16 protein-coding genes are annotated in these 15,991 nt (G+C 73.9%); 10 read left to right on the top strand and 6 right to left on the bottom strand.

Annotation, left to right across the window (positions count from 1 at the left end; translation table 11 throughout):
- The first annotated feature begins 106 nt into the window (after positions 1 to 106).
- From BMW99_RS02820 to BMW99_RS02795, 6 genes are read left to right on the top strand one after another with little or no spacing between them, the layout of a single operon-like run.
- The gene (locus BMW99_RS02820) at positions 107 to 1,027 is read left to right on the top strand and encodes a TIM barrel protein (RefSeq protein WP_075016152.1); all 921 of its coding nucleotides are present in this window, start codon (positions 107 to 109) and stop codon (positions 1,025 to 1,027) included.
- Between the two features lie 2 nt (positions 1,028 to 1,029).
- On the top strand, positions 1,030 to 2,001 hold the full coding sequence (gene iolC / locus BMW99_RS02815; protein ID WP_075016151.1) for a 5-dehydro-2-deoxygluconokinase: 972 nt from the start codon (positions 1,030 to 1,032) through the stop codon (positions 1,999 to 2,001).
- Positions 2,001 to 2,879, top strand: a complete 879-nt coding sequence (locus tag BMW99_RS02810) for a Cgl0159 family (beta/alpha)8-fold protein (protein WP_069467281.1) — start codon at positions 2,001 to 2,003, stop codon at positions 2,877 to 2,879. The genes iolC and BMW99_RS02810 overlap by 1 nt, the downstream gene beginning before the upstream one ends.
- Positions 2,876 to 3,838, top strand: coding sequence for a 5-deoxy-glucuronate isomerase (iolB, locus tag BMW99_RS02805; RefSeq protein WP_069467282.1), 963 nt, complete (start codon positions 2,876 to 2,878; stop codon positions 3,836 to 3,838). Before BMW99_RS02810 ends, iolB begins: the two co-directional genes overlap by 4 nt.
- Positions 3,835 to 5,835 carry a 3D-(3,5/4)-trihydroxycyclohexane-1,2-dione acylhydrolase (decyclizing) gene (gene iolD, locus BMW99_RS02800; RefSeq protein WP_075016150.1) on the top strand — a complete coding sequence of 667 codons (2,001 nt, stop codon included), beginning with the start codon at positions 3,835 to 3,837 and terminating at the stop codon, positions 5,833 to 5,835. The genes iolB and iolD overlap by 4 nt, the downstream gene beginning before the upstream one ends.
- Before the next feature lie 44 nt (positions 5,836 to 5,879).
- On the top strand, positions 5,880 to 7,379 hold the full coding sequence (locus BMW99_RS02795; RefSeq protein WP_075016149.1) for a CoA-acylating methylmalonate-semialdehyde dehydrogenase: 1,500 nt from the start codon (positions 5,880 to 5,882) through the stop codon (positions 7,377 to 7,379).
- Positions 7,380 to 7,484: 105 nt separating this feature from the next.
- Here the strand turns inward: BMW99_RS02795 and BMW99_RS02790 are convergent, their stop codons facing one another.
- Positions 7,485 to 7,670 carry a CsbD family protein gene (locus tag BMW99_RS02790; RefSeq protein WP_069462110.1) on the bottom strand — a complete coding sequence of 62 codons (186 nt, stop codon included), beginning with the start codon at positions 7,668 to 7,670 and terminating at the stop codon, positions 7,485 to 7,487.
- 246 nt (positions 7,671 to 7,916) lie between these two features.
- On the opposite strand from BMW99_RS02790, the gene BMW99_RS02785 reads away from it, so the two are divergent.
- Positions 7,917 to 8,222 (top strand): hypothetical protein, encoded by a 306-nt coding sequence (locus tag BMW99_RS02785; protein WP_069462111.1) that lies wholly within the window; start codon positions 7,917 to 7,919, stop codon positions 8,220 to 8,222.
- Positions 8,223 to 8,273: 51 nt separating this feature from the next.
- Here BMW99_RS02785 and BMW99_RS02780 read toward each other — a convergent pair whose 3' ends face one another.
- Positions 8,274 to 8,837, bottom strand: coding sequence for a GNAT family N-acetyltransferase (locus BMW99_RS02780; RefSeq protein ID WP_069462112.1), 564 nt, complete (start codon positions 8,835 to 8,837; stop codon positions 8,274 to 8,276).
- 240 nt (positions 8,838 to 9,077) lie between these two features.
- On the opposite strand from BMW99_RS02780, the gene BMW99_RS02775 reads away from it, so the two are divergent.
- On the top strand, positions 9,078 to 9,515 hold the full coding sequence (locus BMW99_RS02775) for a VOC family protein (protein ID WP_069462113.1): 438 nt from the start codon (positions 9,078 to 9,080) through the stop codon (positions 9,513 to 9,515).
- Positions 9,516 to 9,561: 46 nt separating this feature from the next.
- Here BMW99_RS02775 and BMW99_RS02770 read toward each other — a convergent pair whose 3' ends face one another.
- From BMW99_RS02770 to BMW99_RS02760, 4 genes are all read right to left on the bottom strand, one after another.
- Positions 9,562 to 10,173, bottom strand: coding sequence for a helix-turn-helix transcriptional regulator (locus BMW99_RS02770; RefSeq protein WP_069462114.1), 612 nt, complete (start codon positions 10,171 to 10,173; stop codon positions 9,562 to 9,564).
- Between the two features lie 356 nt (positions 10,174 to 10,529).
- Positions 10,530 to 10,682: a hypothetical protein gene (locus BMW99_RS41135; protein ID WP_176735392.1), complete on the bottom strand. Its 153-nt coding sequence runs from the start codon at positions 10,680 to 10,682 to the stop codon at positions 10,530 to 10,532.
- Between the two features lie 171 nt (positions 10,683 to 10,853).
- Positions 10,854 to 12,083 carry a DUF362 domain-containing protein gene (locus BMW99_RS02765; protein ID WP_218108377.1) on the bottom strand — a complete coding sequence of 410 codons (1,230 nt, stop codon included), beginning with the start codon at positions 12,081 to 12,083 and terminating at the stop codon, positions 10,854 to 10,856.
- Positions 12,080 to 12,751: a cyclase family protein gene (locus tag BMW99_RS02760; protein WP_069462115.1), complete on the bottom strand. Its 672-nt coding sequence runs from the start codon at positions 12,749 to 12,751 to the stop codon at positions 12,080 to 12,082. Before BMW99_RS02760 ends, BMW99_RS02765 begins: the two co-directional genes overlap by 4 nt.
- A 617-nt stretch (positions 12,752 to 13,368) precedes the next feature.
- On the opposite strand from BMW99_RS02760, the gene aroF reads away from it, so the two are divergent.
- Together aroF and BMW99_RS02750 are read left to right on the top strand one after the other, a co-directional pair.
- The gene (gene aroF, locus BMW99_RS02755; protein WP_245791150.1) at positions 13,369 to 14,409 is read left to right on the top strand and encodes a 3-deoxy-7-phosphoheptulonate synthase; all 1,041 of its coding nucleotides are present in this window, start codon (positions 13,369 to 13,371) and stop codon (positions 14,407 to 14,409) included.
- A 16-nt stretch (positions 14,410 to 14,425) separates the two neighbouring features.
- Complete coding sequence (locus BMW99_RS02750) at positions 14,426 to 15,988, top strand: isochorismate synthase (protein ID WP_079175900.1); 1,563 nt, start codon at positions 14,426 to 14,428, stop codon at positions 15,986 to 15,988.
- The last annotated feature ends 3 nt before the right edge of the window (positions 15,989 to 15,991 follow it).

Genomic DNA, 15,991 nt, shown 5'->3' with positions numbered 1-15,991 from the left:
CCACGGACACCTACCGGGAAGAAGGACGCGCCATGCGGAACACGTCGGCCGGCCAGCACGGCCGCACCGCCGGGCCGGACGCCGGCCGGGCGAACGGAGCCCGGTCATGACCGCCCCCCTCGCCGAGCGGATCGCCGGCGCACCGATCTCCTGGGGCGTGTGCGAGGTCCCCGGCTGGGGCCACCAGCTCGGCCCGGGCACCGTCCTGCCCCAGATGCGGGAACTCGGCCTGGCCGCGACGGAGTTCGGCCCCGACGGCTTCCTGCCCGACGCCCCCGCCGCCAAGGCCGCCGTCCTGGCCGCCCACGGCCTGCGCGCCGTCGGCCAGTTCGTCCCCGTCGTCCTGCACGACCCCGCCCACGATCCGCTGCCCGAGGTCGAGGCCGCGATCGCCGGCCTGGTCGCCGCCGACGCGGGCACCGTGGTCGTCGCCGCCGCGACCGGCACCGACGGCTACGACGCCCGCCCGGTCCTGGACGACGCCGGCTGGGCCCGCCTGCTGACCAACCTCGACCGGATCGCCGCCGCGGCCGCGGCCGCCGGGCTCACCGCCACCCTCCACCCGCACGTCGGCACCATGGTCGAGTCCGGCGTGGAGACGCAGCGGGTCCTGGACGGCAGCGGCATCGGGCTCTGCCTGGACACCGGCCACCTGCTCATCGGCGGCGGCGACCCCGTCGCGCTGGCCGCGACCCACCCGCACCGCATCGCCCACGTCCACCTGAAGGACGTCCGCCGCGCCCTGGCCGACCGGGTCCGCTCCGGTGAGACGGCCTACACCGCGGCCGTCGCCGAGGGCATGTACGTGCCGCTCGGCGCCGGCGACGTCGACATCGCCGCCATCGTCCGCGTGCTGGAGGGCGCCGGCTACGCCGGCTGGTACGTCCTGGAACAGGACACCGTGCTCCACGCGGCCCCCGGCGAGCCCGGCGGCGCCGACCCGCGCGACGACGTCCGGGCCTCGGTGGCCCACCTGCTCGCCGTGGCCGCCGGGACCCCGGACGCGCCCGCCCCGGCGAGGGACTGACGGTGGCCCACGACCTCGTCACCCTCGGCCGTACCGGCGTCGACATCTACCCCCTCGACCACGGCGTCGGTCTGGAGGAGGTGCGCACCTTCCAGAAGTTCCTGGGCGGCAGCGCCACCAACGTCGCCGTGGCCGCGGCCCGCCACGGCCGTGACGCCGCCCTCATCACCCGCACCGGCGCCGACCCGTTCGGCCGCTACGTGCGCGCCGAGGCGGCCCGGCTCGGCGTCGACCCCGCCTACATCGGCGCGATCACCGACCCGGACGGCCCGCCCACCCCGGTCACCTTCTGCGAGGTCTTCCCGCCGGACGACTTCCCGCTCTACTTCTACCGCTACGGCACCGCGCCCGACCTGATGATCGAGCCCGGCGACCTGCCGCTGGACGCCGTCCGCGAGACGGCCGTCTTCTGGGCCACCGTCACCGGCCTGTCCGCGCAGCCCAGCCGCGCCGCCCACTTCGCCGCCTGGCAGGCGCGCGGCCGGCGGGCCACCACCGTCCTCGACCTGGACTACCGGCCGATGTTCTGGACGGACGCCGAAGAGGCGCGCGAGCAGGTGAGCCGGGCGCTGGAGCACGTCACCGTCGCCGTCGGCAACCGCGAGGAGTGCGAGGTCGCCGTGGGCGAGCGTGACCCGCAGCGCGCCGCCGACGCCCTGCTGGAACGCGGCCTGGACCTCGCCGTCGTCAAGCAGGGCCCCAGGGGCGTCCTCGCCGCCACCCGGGACGAACGCGTCGAGGTCGCCCCGTTCCCCGTCCAGGTCGTCAACGGCCTCGGTGCCGGCGACGCGTTCGGCGGCGCACTCGTCCACGGCCTGCTCGCCGGCTGGGAACTGCGCCGTGTCATCGAGTTCGCCAACGTGGCCGGCGCCCTGGTCGCCGCCCGCCTCGAATGCTCCACCGCCATGCCCACGACCGCCGAGGTGGAGGCCGCGCTGGCCTCCGGGGCGCGCCCTTCCGGGAGGACGGCCTGATGGACGCCCCACAGCTGACCGAGATCCGGGCCCGCGAGCCCGAACGCATCGGCCGCGCCTGGCAGAAGCGGGCCCGCCGGCCGCTGCTGGGGGACGACGGCCGTCTGCTGATCGTCGCCGCCGACCACCCCGCCCGCGGCGCCCTCGGCGTGCGCGGCGACGGGCGGGCCATGGCCAGCCGCACCGACCTGCTGGACCGCCTGGCCACCGCGCTCGCACGGCCCGGCGTGGACGGCGTGCTCAGCACCCCCGACCTGCTGGACGACCTGCTGCTGATGGGCGCCCTGGAGGACAAGGTCGTCATCGGCTCGATGAACCGCGGCGGACTGCAGGGCGCCGCCTTCGAGTTCGACGACCGCTTCACCGCGTACACCCCGCAGGCCATCGCGGAGCAGGGCCTCGACGGCGGCAAGACCCTCACCCGGATCTGCCTCGGCGACCCTGCCACGGCCGCCACGCTGGAGTCGACCGCGGCGGCCGTCACGGGACTCGCCGGCCGCGGCCTGATGGCGATGATCGAGCCGTTCCTGTCGGTCCGCGAGGCCGGCCGGTCCCGCAACCTGCTCGACCCGGACAGCGTCATCACCTCGATCCACGTGGCGAGCGGACTCGGCGCGACCAGCGCCTACACCTGGCTCAAACTGCCGGTCGTCGACGACCTGGAACGGGTCCTGGACGCCACCACGATGCCCACCCTCCTGCTCGGCGGCGACCCCCAGGGCGACCCGCTCGACACCTACGCCTCCTGGGGCGCCGCCCTGCGCATCCCCCAGGTGCGCGGCCTGGTCGTCGGGCGCGCCCTGCTGTACCCGCCGGACGGCGACGTGGCCGCCGCCGTGGACATCGCGGCCGACCTCACCCATGGGAGCAGCAGGTGACCGACGACCCCCGCTGGGTCCTGCCGCACGGCACCGCCGGTGCCGGCGGCTGGGACCTCGCCGTCACCGACGCCCACCCCGGCTGGCAGCACACCAGCCTGCACACCGCCCGGCTGGCCGGTGACGAGACCCGCACCCTCGCCGCGGACGCCTTCGAGCACCTGGTCGTCCCGCTGTCCGGCGCCGTGCACGTCACCGCCGAGACGGCCGGCGGACAGGCCCACCGGATCGGGCTCGACGGGCGGGCGGACGTCTTCGCCGGACCCACCGACGTCGCATACGTACCCGCCGGTGCGCGCCTCACCCTCCGCGCGGCCGGCGGCGCCCCCGCGCGCGTGGCCGTCGCCGGCGCCCTCGCACCGGGCAGCACCGGCCGCGCCGTCCACCGCGTCCCCGCCGCGGCCGTGCCCGTCGAGCGGCGCGGCGCCGGCGGCGCCTCGCGCGAGGTCCGCAACTTCGGCACGCCCGCGGTGCTCGACGCCGAGTCCGTCATCGCCTGCGAGGTCGTCACCCCGGCCGGCAACTGGAGCTCCTGGCCGCCCCACAAGCACGACGCGGAACGCCCGGGCGAGGAGACCGCCCTGGAGGAGATCTACTACTTCGAGACCCAGGGCACCGACGCGCGCTGCACCGACCCGGTCGGCTACCAGCGGGTCTACGCCTCCCGCGCGGACCGGCCGATCGACGTGCTCGCCGAGGTGCGCACCGGCGACGCCGTGCTCGTGCCGCACGGCTGGCACGGGCCCTCGATGGCCGCGGCCGACGCCCACCTCTACTACCTCAACGTCATGGCCGGCCCCGGTCCCGAACGGGCCTGGCTGATCTGCGACGACCCCGCTCACGCCTGGGTCCGCGAGACCTGGCCGGACCAGCCGTTCGACCCCCGGCTGCCGCTCGCCGACCCGGCGGGAACGCGGCCCGGACCGGCCGCGGCCCCGGCGACGAAGGAGACCGAATGAGCACGCAGCAGGCCGCGACGGTGCGGCTCACGGTGGCCCAGGCGACGGCCCGGTTCCTGGCCGCCCAGTGGTCGGAACGGGACGGCGAACGCCACCGGTTCTTCGCCGGAGTCTTCGGGATCTTCGGCCACGGCAACGTGGCCGGCTTCGGGCAGGCACTGCTCCAGCTCGAGCAGGAGAGCCTGGCCGCGGCCGGACACTCACCGCTGCCGTACGTCCTCGCCCGCAACGAGCAGGCGATGGTGCACACCTCCGTCGCCTACTCCCGCCAGCGGGACCGGCTGCAGGCCTGGGCGTGCACCGCCTCCATCGGGCCCGGCTCCACCAACATGCTCACCGGCGCGGCCCTGGCCACCGTCAACCGCATCCCGGTGCTGCTGCTCCCCTCGGACACCTTCGCCACCCGCGTGAGCGCCCCCGTCCTCCAGGAGCTGGAGCAGCCGCACGCGGCCGACCTCAGCGTCAACGACGCCTTCCGCCCCCTGTCGCGGTTCTTCGACCGGGTGAGCCGGCCCGAGCAGCTGCCGGGCGCGCTGCTGGGCGCCATGCGGGTGCTCACCGACCCCGCCGAGACCGGCGCCGCCACGATCTCGCTGCCGCAGGACGTGCAGGCCGAGGCGCACGACTGGCCGGTGGAGCTGTTCGCCCCCCGCACCTGGCACATCGCCCGCCCGCCCGCCGAGACCGCCCGCGTCCAGGACGCGGCGGACCTGGTGCGCGCCGCCCGGCGCCCGATGCTCGTGGCGGGCGGCGGCGTCCACTACTCCGGCGCCGAGGACGCGCTGCGGGCCTTCGCCGAGGCGACCGGCATCCCCGTCGGCGAGACGCAGGCCGGCAAGGGCTCCCTGCCGCACGGCCATCCGCGCCTGATGGGCGCGGTCGGTTCCACCGGGACCACCGCGGCCAACGCCCTGGCCCGCGAGGCCGATCTCGTCATCGGCGTCGGCACCCGCTGGAGCGACTTCACCACCGCGTCCCGCACGGCCTTCCAGCAGCCGGGCGTGCGGTTCGTCAACATCAACGTGGCCGCCTTCGACGCGGGCAAGCAGGCGGGTCTGGCACTCGTGGCCGACGCCCGCGAGGCCCTGACCGCGCTGACCGCGGCCCTGGCCGGCCACCGCGTGCCGGAGGACCACGAGCAGGAGCAGACGCGGCTGCGGACCGAGTGGGACGCGGTCGTGGAGGCGGCGTACCACCCGGACGCCTCCGTCACCGACCGCCTCGCCGAGGGCGTCCTCACCCAGTCCGCCGTGCTGGGCTGCGTCAACGAGCTGTCCGACCCGCGCGACGTCGTGCTGTGCGCGGCCGGCTCGATGCCCGGCGACCTGCACAAGCTGTGGCGGGTCCGGGACCGCAAGGGCTACCACGTGGAGTACGGCTACTCCTGCATGGGCTACGAGATCCCCGGCGCGATCGGTGCCCGGCTCGCCGACGGCACCCGCGACGTGTTCGCGATGGTCGGCGACGGCGGCTACCTGATGATGCCGACGGAACTCGCCACCGCCGTCCAGGAACGCGTCAAGATCGTCGTCGTCCTGGTGCAGAACAACGGCTTCCACTCCATCGGTTCGCTCTCGGAGTCCCTGGGCTCCCAGCGGTTCGGCACGCAGTACCGCTACCGCGGCGCCGGCGGCCGCCTCGACGGGCCCCACCTGCCGACCGACCTCGCCGCCAACGCCCGCAGCCTGGGCGCGCACGTGATCGAGGTGCACTCCCGCGACGAGCTGGCGGCCGCCGTCGCCGAGGCGAAGGCGTGGCCGGCCGACGGCGGACCCGTCGTCATCCACGTCGAGACCGACCCGCTGGTGCCCGCGCCCGACAGTGCGAGCTGGTGGGACGTCCCGGTCAGCCAGACCGCCACCCTCACGTCCACCCGGGCCGCGCACGAGGAGTACGTCCGGCACAAGGCCGCCCAGCGCCCGTACCTCGCCCCCGCACAGCCGGCGGGCGAGGGGGAGCGTACCCCACCGCACGAAGGGAAGGCCGCCGGGCACTGACCCGGCGCTCCGTCCCGTCCGCACCACCATCGAAGGAGCCTGCCGTGAGCGAGCCGCGGCGCATCACCCACCTCATCGACGGCCGTCCGTGGGAGGGCACCGCCGAACGCACCGCCCCGGTCCACAACCCGGCCACCGGGGAGCTGACCGGCGTGGTGGACCTCGCCTCGGCCGCACTCGCCGGCGCCGCGGTCACCTCCGCGAAGGCGGCCTGGCAGCAGTGGCGCGAGGTGTCGCTCGCCAGGCGGTCGCAGGTGCTCTTCGCCTTCCGTGAACTCCTGCACGCCCGCAGGGCGGAGATCGCCGCCCTCGTCACCGCCGAACACGGCAAGGTCCTCTCCGACGCACTCGGCGAGGTCACCCGGGGCCTGGAGGTGGCGGAGTTCGCCTGCGGCATCCCGCACCTGCTCAAGGGCGGCTTCACCGAGAACGCCTCCACCGCCGTCGACGTCCACTCGATGCGGCAGCCGCTCGGTGTGGTCGCGGTCGTCTCGCCGTTCAACTTCCCCGTGATGGTGCCGATGTGGTTCGTCCCCCTCGCGCTCGCCTGCGGCAACGCGGTGGTGCTCAAGCCCAGTGAGAAGGACCCCGGCGCGACGCTCGCGATGGCCGCGCTGTGGAAGGAGGCCGGGCTGCCCGACGGCGTGCTCCAGGTCGTCAACGGCGACAAGGAGGCGGTCGACGCCCTGCTCACCCATAGGGACGTCGCGGCCGTGTCCTTCGTCGGATCCACGCCGGTCGCCCGGTACGTGTACGAGACGGGGACCCGGCACGGCAAGCGGGTCCAGGCGCTCGGCGGCGCCAAGAACCACATGCTGGTGCTGCCCGACGCGGACCTCGACCTGGCCGCCGACGCCGCCGTCAACGCCGGGTTCGGGTCGGCCGGCGAGCGCTGCATGGCCATCTCGGTGCTGGTCGCCGTCGAGCCCGTCGCCGACGCCCTCGTCGCCCGGATCGCCGAGCGGATGCGCCGGCTGCGCACCGGCGACGGCACCCGGAACTGCGACATGGGCCCGCTGGTGACCCGTCAGCACCGGGACAGGGTCGCCTCCTACGTCGACGCCGGCACGAAGGCCGGGGCACGGCTCGTCGTGGACGGCACGAAGGACGAGTTCGACGCGGACGGCGACGGCTTCTTCCTGGGGCCCACGCTCTTCGACGACGTCACGCCCGACATGCCCGTCTACACCGACGAGATCTTCGGGCCCGTCCTGTCGGTGGTGCGCGTCGCCTCCTACGACGAGGGGCTGGCGCTCATCAACGCCAACCCCTACGGCAACGGCACGGCGATCTTCACCAACGACGGGGGCGCCGCACGGCGCTTCCAGCACGAGGTCGAGGTCGGCATGGTCGGCGTCAACGTGCCCATCCCGGTACCCGTCTCCTACTTCTCCTTCGGCGGCTGGAAGAACAGCCTCTTCGGCGACACCCACGCCCACGGCACGGAAGGCGTCCACTTCTTCACCCGCGGCAAGGTCGTCACCTCCCGCTGGCCCGCCCCCGGCCACGGCGGCCTCAACCTGGGCTTCCCGCAGAACGTGTGACGGCCGCGCCGGCACCGCCTGGTACGGCACCGTCACGCGGCGTACGCGTGCGGCGGCCCGTCGCGCTGATCGCGACGGGCCGCCCCACACTGCTGACCGTGCCGGTCAGTCGCCCAGCACGTCCTTGGCGGCGTCCTTGATCTTCTCGCCCGCCTCTCGGGCATCACCCTTGGCCTGGTCCGCCCGCCCCTCGGCTTCCAGGCGCTCGTTGCCGACCGCGTGGCCGGCGGTCTCCTTCGCCTTCCCCTTGACCTGGTCGGTCTTGGCATGGGCCTTGTCGCTGGCGCTCATCAGGCAACTCCTTGATCTTCCGGCTGAGGACACCCGCTCACGGAGGGCCGTCCCTGCTCCACGACGCCTGTCCGCAAGCGGGCCGGGTAATCCCGTCCACTTGTTCAGACGCACACGCCGCTCGATCCTCACGCCTCATCTCCTGCGGAGGCTCGGCTCCGGATCGAGCGAGGACCCCGTGCCGGGCGGCCCTACGATGGCGGTGAGAGCCGGATGCCGGTCCGGCGAGGAGCGGAACGGGGGGACATGGAATCCGCGGGGCTGCCGGAGATTCTGGCTGAATGGACGGACTTCGACCAGGCCGGATACCGGCTGGGCAGGTTCCTCGGGGCGATCCCGCCCGATCGCGGTTTCGGATCCATGAAGGGCCACTTCTGGATCGACGGATTCCCGCTCGGCATCATGGTGGACGAGATCCTGGAGAGCATGGTCAAGGCGGGCGTCCTGCTGAAGAACGACGACATCCAGTACCGCTGGAACCCCGATCCGCCGGACCTCGACGAGCCTCTCGACGGCGAGCTCCTCGACGGCGAACCCCCGCTGCGGGCCTGATCGCAGCCGCCCGGCCGGCGGCACGTTCACGTCAGCACCGTCCGGCGCGACTCAACGCTGCGCCCACTGCTCCTTCGTGAGTTCGTACCGCACGCCCCCGTGCTCGGAGCCCTCGACCTGCTCCATGTCCGGGGGAGTGGGGAGGGTGCCCACGAGGGTCATGCCCAGCTTTTCCATGACCTTGCGCGAGCCGTCGTTCACGGTCATCGTCTCGCCCCAGACCAGGCGCACGCCGAGGCCGGTGAACCCCTTGTGCAGCAGGGCCTTCGAGCCTTCGGTGGCGTAGCCCCTGCCCCAGGACGACTGCCGCAGCCGGTAACCGAGTTCGGCCTCCTCCCGGGGGCCGTCCGTTTCGGGACGCAGGCAGAACCACCCGATGAACGCTCCGCCGTCCCGCTCGTACGCGGCGAACAGCCCGAGCTCGCCGTCCCACCGCTCGTAACCGGCGATGATGTACGGCAGGTGGCCTTCGCGGACGATCTCCGGGGCGGTCGCCTCGCCCCCGGTCAGGTAGCGCATCACCGCCGGGTCGCTGTCCAGCTCGATCAGCAGGTCCGCGTCGTCGGCCGTGAAGCGGCGCAGGGTCAGGCGCTCGGTCTCCAGATACGTGTCCATCCCGCGGATCATGCCGGACGCAGCGGAGTGCGGACAACGGGTTTGTCAGGTCAGGGCCCGTACGGCAGGCGGCGGCCGGCCGGCGCGGACCGATCGGGTGACGCGCGGCGGGTGTCGGCCCGCGTGCCCAGGCCGTCCCGGGGCGGGTGGATAGGTTGCGGGGACCGGCCGGACGCGGCGCGGACGAAGCCGCCGTCCGCGGTCCGCGGCCGCATCGCAGCAGGGAGGGCCCCGACCGGCATGGACGTTCTCTTCATCACGAGCGTGGCAGCGGTCGTCGCCGACCCGCCGCTGAGCCGCGCGCTGTTCATCGACGCGCTCGGCCTCCCGCTGGAAGGGGAGGGCGACGGCTACTACTCCAGCGGGAACGTCCCCGGCAGCAGGCACTTCGGCCTGTGGCCGCTGTCGGAGGCGGCGCAGGCGTGCTTCGGCACGGCCGAGTGGCCCGCCGACCGGGTGGTGCCGCAGGCGTCGATCGAGTTCGAGGTGGCGAGCCCGGAGGCCGTCGCGGCGGCCGGTGACGAACTGAGCGGAGCGGGCTTCGCGTTGGTGCACGCGGCGCGTACCGAGCCGTGGGGCCAGACGGTGGCCCGGCTCCTCACGGCGGACGGCCTGATCGTGGGCATCTCCTACGCCCCCGTGCTGCACGACGTGCCGGAGGACCGGTCCTCCGGGTGAGCCCGGCCGGGGCTCGGTGGGACCGACGGGCCCGGCGGACGGCCCGTCAGATGAGGCCGGCGCGCATCGCCCACGAGACGGCGTGCGCCCGGTTGCGGACCCTGAGCCGCTTCATGAGGGCCTGCAGGACGTTCTTGATGGTCCGCTCCGAGTAGCTCAGCTTCGCCGCGATCTCCGCCGTCCTGGCGCCGTCCGAGATCATCCTGAGGATCTCGATGTCGCGGTGCGAGAGACCGTGCGACTGGGGCCCGGTGGAGTTCACCTGCTTGACGTGCTCGGCCAGCAGCCTGATCGCCGAGGTGGGCAGCACGCAGTCGCCGGGGTGGCAGACCGCTTCGACGATCCGCTCGTACGTGCTGTCCGGGCGCAGCAGCAGGTGCGTCAGGCCCAGCTCGACGGCGCGGACCAGCTCCCGCTCGCTGATCTCGTTGACCACCAGCACCACGCGCCGGCCGCGGTTGCGGTTGACGGTCGCGGCGTTGCGGAGCAGCGTCAGGGTGCTCTCGGTGATGCGCGTGGTGAGGAGGAGCAGGACGTCGGCGCTCGGCAGGTCGTCGATCGGGCTGAGGCGCAACCCGTCGACTCGGCTGAGGTAGGCGTCCGTGCCTTCTTTGACGATGGGATCGTCAGCGATGACGACGACCGTGGGTTGAGGCATGGCTTCTCCAAGTCGGGCGTAGGTGCTGGCCGGCGCCTGGCGGCGGTTCGTCCTCCAGGGCTCGGTACGCGGCCGGTCCGGTGTGAGTACCGGCTCCGCGCGCCGCCCCCGGGGCGTCGTCGTGCTTCCCGGGCGGCGGTTCGGTGGTGCGTGCCGCGGTCGCTCGCGCTGTGGCGCGTCGTCGCGTGGTGCGCTGTGCTGTTCCGGCGGCTGCGATCCGGCGGGCGTTCCCGCGGCCGGATCCGTCGGGCGTTCCGGCGGCCGGGACCCTTCCGGTGGCGCCGCGTCCGCGGCGGTCGCCCGGGCGGTCGTGCGTGCCAGGGGCCACTGGGCCGGCGGGATCCCTCGCGCCGGGCCTACGAACCGGTGGAGGTCGGGCCCTTGCCCTCGGCCAGTGCGTGGTGGGCGGGGGAGGAGGCCGGCGCGTGTCCCGCCGTGCCGGTGGCCGTGAGCCCGAAGGCCAGCACCGCGACGATGATTCCGGCCAGTCCTGCCAGCTTGCGTCCCATGGCGGTTGCCTTTCGCGTGGTGGTCGCTGTTGACACCACTGATGCTGGACACCGCCTTTCCCGATGGGTTCCCGCCGCGTTACCGGCTGCCAGTACGGCGGCGGGAACGGCGCGGAGCCGGGTGAGTTCGGGGGGAACGACGTCCCCCGTACTCACCCGGCGCCCGCACGTTCAGACACACTCCTCCAGCCGGGGCCACGCGGGATCGACGCCCGCCACCGGCAGGCGGGACTGGCTGAGTTCCGCCTCCGACGCGGGCAGGCCCATGGCCTGGCGGAACCCGGCGACCTGGATGGCCCGCGGCGGGCAGCCCTCCAGGTACACCCCGGCCTCGCGGTGCTCGTAGGTCGCGTTGCCGACGAGCACCACCGCGCCTCGCAGTGCCGGAAGTTCCGTCCTGGGGCCGGAGATGATCGTCATCTCCCCTTCGTACGCCAGCAGTTCGGACCGAAGGCGGCCCAGTGCCGCGGCGATCCAGCGCCGGCAGTCCGGGCAGGCGGTCTCCGCGTGGACGTGGATGCCCGCCCGCGGCGGAGTCAGGTCCACCGGACCCCGTTCGATCCGGAAGGAGACGTCGGCGAGTTCCTCCCCGCGGATCGCGAGGGACCCCAGGTCCGCCGGGCCGAGTCCCCGCCTCCCGGCGTCCTGGAGGTAGGCCAGTTCCGACGGGTCGATCCCGGCCATGGCCGCCGTCACCGTGTCCAGGGCCACCGCGTTGCGCGAGGCGGCCACCACGCCGACCCTCCTGCTCCGGCCGGCCATCGGGTAGTTGCCCTCGATGACCGTCGTCGCGTCGCTGACCACCAGGTGCTGCGGCCGCAGCAGATTGAGGTCCACGATGCTCTCCTCCACGCCTGCCATGTGCACGATGCGGGTGGTGAATCCCGGCAGCAGCCCGACGAGGTTCTTCATGGCGTTGGTGAAGACCACGCTGGAATGCGTGCGCAACTGCGGTGCCCCGACGAAGAGATCGCAGTCCGTGACGAGGTCGGGGACCGCGATCGGCACCCGCAGCGACGTCGCCGCGGGGATCTGCACGATCCGCAGCGGCCGGTCGTCGAAGCTGACGACCTCGGCGTACCGGTGGACCGGGCTGTCCCGGAGGATCTCCAGGAGCGCCCTGGTCCGTTCCGCGACGAACACCCGTGCACCGCGCGCCGCCGCGCGCCGGGCCAGCGCCACCAGCAGGTCGGCGTTGGTGTGGAAGTCCCGTTGGCGCTGGAACATGTTGGGTTTGATGACGACCCGGTCGCCCCGCCCGAGCGCGTCGAGCGGGTCGCCGACGAGCCCCAGCACCTCCTCGACCGCACGGTCGACCGCGAGCGCCGTCGGCGCGGCGGAGCGGGCGAGCGCCACCGCGGTGGCGTCCGGGCCGTCGTGGCCGGTGGGGCCGGGCGTCACAGCGGCCAGTCCTCGATGACCACCGCGCGCACCGGCGCGGCCTCGACACCGGCGATCTTGATCGGCAGTGCCATCAACTGGGCCACGGGCCCCGAGATCCGGTCGAGGTTCTGGATGTTCTCCAGGATCGGGATCCCCGCTTCGAGCAGCCGCCGGTGGACCTGGCCGCTGCGGTCGTCCGGGCGCTCGGTGATGCAGTCCAGCCCGACGAGCACCGCCCCGTGCTCCACCGCCCAGTCGGCGGCCGAGACCGTGAGGTACGGGGGGTTGTCCCAGTAGTCCGCGCGCCCCAGGTACCGGAGGGGGTGGTCGGTCCTGATCAGCAGCCGGTCGCCCGGCTGCCACACGCCCTCCAGCGCCTTGTCGAGGTCCTCCCCGGTGACCGGGTCCAGATCGCCCTTGTGGGACAGGTCGGCGATGCAGACCCGGCCGGCGAACGTCTCCAGTGGGACCTCGTCGATCTTCTCCCGGTCGGCGAAGAAATGGAATCCGGACTCGACGTGCGTTCCGTTGTGCGGGAAGAGGCTCAGATCGGAAAAGGTCCGTCCACCCTGCGCGGGATCGGTGGCCGGCGTCATGGCGCGGCGCACCCCGAATTCCGGATACCAGGGAGCGTCGTAGGACGGCATCCCGTCGTACCATCCCTGGCTGATGTCGATCATCTTCATCGTCGGCCTCCGTGCTCTCGTCCTTACGGCCGCCGCGGTTCCGGCGGTGCATCAATATCATGGGCCGGAAACCCCGTTCTGCCTCTCGTCCCTTTGTGGCCATGGCCCCATGGGGAGAGCGGCCGGCCATCGGCGGCAAAAGGTGCACACCGGGGGAAGCCGACCGCGGGCGATTCCATGCCAGCCGGGCATCGTGCCTGGTGGAAGGCGGTTTCACGACCGTCGGCCGAGCAGTGGGGGCGGCCGGCGGGCGGGGCTAGGTGGAGGCCGCTGCGGCGTGGCAGCATCCTTCTCGTCACCGAACGGGAAGCTCCGTCCGGCGGTGACCGAACCGCGGGCCACCGGGCCGGCGCATCCCCACGGGGCGCACGAAAGGCGCCCCCAGGCGTCCTGTTCCTCCTTCTCTTCGTTCTCCCTCTTTCGCTCTTCTTGCGAAGTCCCCGAATTCCCCGCTGCCCCACCGTGAGAGCCGGCGCGGCCGATCCTGAGGCGCGCCCCGGTTTTCCGCAACGCGCCCCAGTGCCCGCATGGTGCGGGAATCATCCCCGACCGCGGCGTCCCGCCAGGGAAATGCGCGGCCACACGACACCCAGGGAAGGCACCAAATGATCGCTGTCATGAGCAAGGACGCGACGCCCCACCAGATCGCGCACGTGCAGGCCCTGCTCCGGCAGAGCGGACTCGACCCGGTGATCGGCGAGTTCGAGGGCGCCACGCTGGTGATCACCGAGAACGAGGCCCCCGGCGCGGCGGGCGTCCTGGAGACCGCCACCGGTGTGGAACGGGTGGTCGACGGCCAGGGAGCCCAGCAGCTGACCAGCCGTGACTTCCGTTCCGCCGACTCCCGGGTGGCGGTCGGCGGTCCGGACGGGGCCGTCCTCGGCGGCGACGGCTTCGTGGTGATCGCGGGCCCCTGCGCCGTGGAGAGCCAGGACCAGATGACGGGGGTCGTGGACGCGGTGGTGGCCGCGGGGGCGGCCATGCTGCGGGGCGGCGCCTTCAAGCCCCGCACCTCTCCCTACAGCTTCCAGGGCCTGGGCGTGGCCGGCCTGGCCCTGCTCGCGGAGCAGCGCAGCCGCACCGGACTGCCCGTGGTCACCGAGGTGGTCACCCCGCAGGACGTCGAACGGGTCGCCGAGGAGAGCGACATGCTCCAGATCGGCACGCGCAACATGCAGAACTTCGCCCTCCTGCGCGAGGCCGGGGCGTCGGGCCGGCCGGTCCTGCTGAAGCGGGGCATGGCGGCCACCATCGAGGAGTGGCTGCTCGCCGCCGAGTACCTGATGCACATGGGCAACGGCGGTGTGGTGCTGTGCGAGCGCGGCATCCGCTCCTTCGACCGCAGCACGCGTTTCACCCTCGACCTGAGCGCGGTCGCGGAGGCCAAGCGCCGCACGCATCTGCCGGTCGTCGTCGATCCGAGCCACAGCACCGGCCGGCCCCACCTCGTCGGACCCATGTCCCTGGCCGCCGCCGCGTGCGGCGCGGACGGACTGCTGATCGACGTCCACACCGACGCGCGGGCGGCGCTGTGCGACGGCGCCCAGGCGCTCAGCGGCGCGCAGTTCGCCGACGTCATGACGCGGCTCCGGCCGGTCGTGGAAGCCGTCGGCCGAACCCTGTGGCAGCCGCGCGCCCGCAGCCTGACCAGCGTCTGACGCCCGGAGGCCACCGATGTCCCTCGACACCCACCCGACCCGCCGCCCCCTCCCCGGACGGCAGGTGTTCCGCCCCGCGGCGGCACGCGGCCCGGCGACCACGCACCCCACCGGCACCGCGCCGGACGCCCTCGGCCCCTCCTTCCCCGCGGACCTGCTCGACGTCTGCCGGCGGGCCGCCGCCATCGCACGGCGCGAACACCGGCCCGTCCTCGCCAGCTGCCGCACCGTCGCACCGCAACCGCCACCGATCGACCTGTGGAGCCACGGCCGCACGCGCACCGAACGGTCCCTGCTGTGGCAGTCCGCCTGGGGCGGGGACTTCCTCGTCGGCCTCGGCACCGCCCACGACCTGACCGCGCGCGGCGACGGCCGGGTGGCGGCCGTCCGCGCGGACTGGCAGCGGCTGAGCACCGGTCCCGTACTCGGCGGCCCTCCGGCCGAGGGCACCAGCGGGTCCGGCCCCGTGCTGGTCGGCGGCTTCTCCTTCGCACCGGCGCGCACTCCGTCGCCGTCCGCCTGGCCCGACGGCCTGATGTGGGTGCCGGCCCTCCAGATACGCGGCACGAACTCCGGGGCGGGCGGGGCGGATTCCGCGGCCGAAGTGCGCCTGAACGCCGTTCTCCACCCCGGCGACGACCCGGTGCGCACCGCCCGGTCCCTGCTCCGCCTCGCGGCGCGGTGCCTGACGGCGCCGCCCGCTCCTCACCCGTCCGCCGACGCCGCCGCCGACAGCTGCGCTCCCGCGGTCGCCGCCCTGACGGAGGAGGTGCCGCCGGCCGAGGACTGGAAGCACCTCGTCCGGCGCGCCGTCCGCCACATCGGAGCCGGCGGGTTCGAGAAGGTCGTGCTGGCACGCGAGGTGCGGGTCACCTCCACCGCACCCTTCGACCTCCCGGTGGCGCTCCGGCGACTGGAGCGGACGCACCCGCACGCCACCGTGTTCGCCGTGGGCCACGGCTCGCGGACCTTCCTCGGCGCGACGCCCGAGTACCTGGTGCGGCTCACCGGCCGCTCGGTGCACACCCTCGGACTCGCCGGGACCGCCCCGCGCGGCGCCACCCCCGCGCAGGACGCGGCCCTGGCACGGGAACTCGCGGCCAGCGCCAAGATCCGGCACGAGCACGACGTGGTCGTCCGGGCGCTGCGCGACGCCCTGCGCGACGCGTGCACCGCCGTGACCGAGGCGCCCGCACCCCGCGTCGTCCAACTCCCGCACGTCCAGCACCTGTCGACGGCGGTCGAAGGCCGACTGGCCGACGAATCGGCCGGCATCCTCGACCTCGTCGAGCGCCTGCACCCCACGCCGGCACTCGGCGGCCACCCCAGGGCGCAGTCCCTCGACTGGCTCGCCGACAACGAGGGCATCGACCGTGGCTGGTACGCCGCTCCCGTGGGCTGGACCGACCTCGCGGGCCAGGGCGAGTTCGCGGTGGCGATCCGCAGCGGCGTCGTCGATTCCCACACGGCCTCGCTCTACGCCGGTTGCGGCATCGTCACCGGCTCCGACCCGGACGACGAGTACGCCGAGACCTGCGCGAAGCTGCGCCCCATGCTCCAGGCCCTGGGAATCGGGTGACCC

This window comes from Actinacidiphila rubida (genome assembly GCF_900110255.1).
Taxonomy (GTDB): domain Bacteria; phylum Actinomycetota; class Actinomycetes; order Streptomycetales; family Streptomycetaceae; genus Actinacidiphila; species Actinacidiphila rubida.
The sequence above is the reverse complement of the archived record's forward strand: the minus strand, read 5'-3'. Positions and strand labels throughout refer to the sequence as shown.

What these genes read in the sequence shown, in the direction of transcription:
- BMW99_RS02820 (WP_075016152.1), top strand. Translation starts at nt 107, where the DNA reads ATGACCGCCCCCCTCGCCGAGCGGATCGCCGGCGCACCGATCTCCTGG.
- BMW99_RS02810 (WP_069467281.1), top strand. Translation starts at nt 2,001, where the DNA reads ATGGACGCCCCACAGCTGACCGAGATCCGGGCCCGCGAGCCCGAACGC.
- iolD (WP_075016150.1), top strand. Translation starts at nt 3,835, where the DNA reads ATGAGCACGCAGCAGGCCGCGACGGTGCGGCTCACGGTGGCCCAGGCG.
- BMW99_RS02790 (WP_069462110.1), bottom strand. Translation starts at nt 7,670, where the DNA reads ATGAGCGCCAGCGACAAGGCCCATGCCAAGACCGACCAGGTCAAGGGG.
- BMW99_RS02785 (WP_069462111.1), top strand. Translation starts at nt 7,917, where the DNA reads ATGGAATCCGCGGGGCTGCCGGAGATTCTGGCTGAATGGACGGACTTC.
- BMW99_RS02780 (WP_069462112.1), bottom strand. Translation starts at nt 8,837, where the DNA reads ATGGACACGTATCTGGAGACCGAGCGCCTGACCCTGCGCCGCTTCACG.
- BMW99_RS02775 (WP_069462113.1), top strand. Translation starts at nt 9,078, where the DNA reads ATGGACGTTCTCTTCATCACGAGCGTGGCAGCGGTCGTCGCCGACCCG.
- BMW99_RS02770 (WP_069462114.1), bottom strand. Translation starts at nt 10,173, where the DNA reads ATGCCTCAACCCACGGTCGTCGTCATCGCTGACGATCCCATCGTCAAA.
- BMW99_RS41135 (WP_176735392.1), bottom strand. Translation starts at nt 10,682, where the DNA reads ATGGGACGCAAGCTGGCAGGACTGGCCGGAATCATCGTCGCGGTGCTG.
- BMW99_RS02760 (WP_069462115.1), bottom strand. Translation starts at nt 12,751, where the DNA reads ATGAAGATGATCGACATCAGCCAGGGATGGTACGACGGGATGCCGTCC.
- aroF (WP_245791150.1), top strand. Translation starts at nt 13,369, where the DNA reads ATGAGCAAGGACGCGACGCCCCACCAGATCGCGCACGTGCAGGCCCTG.
- BMW99_RS02750 (WP_079175900.1), top strand. Translation starts at nt 14,426, where the DNA reads ATGTCCCTCGACACCCACCCGACCCGCCGCCCCCTCCCCGGACGGCAG.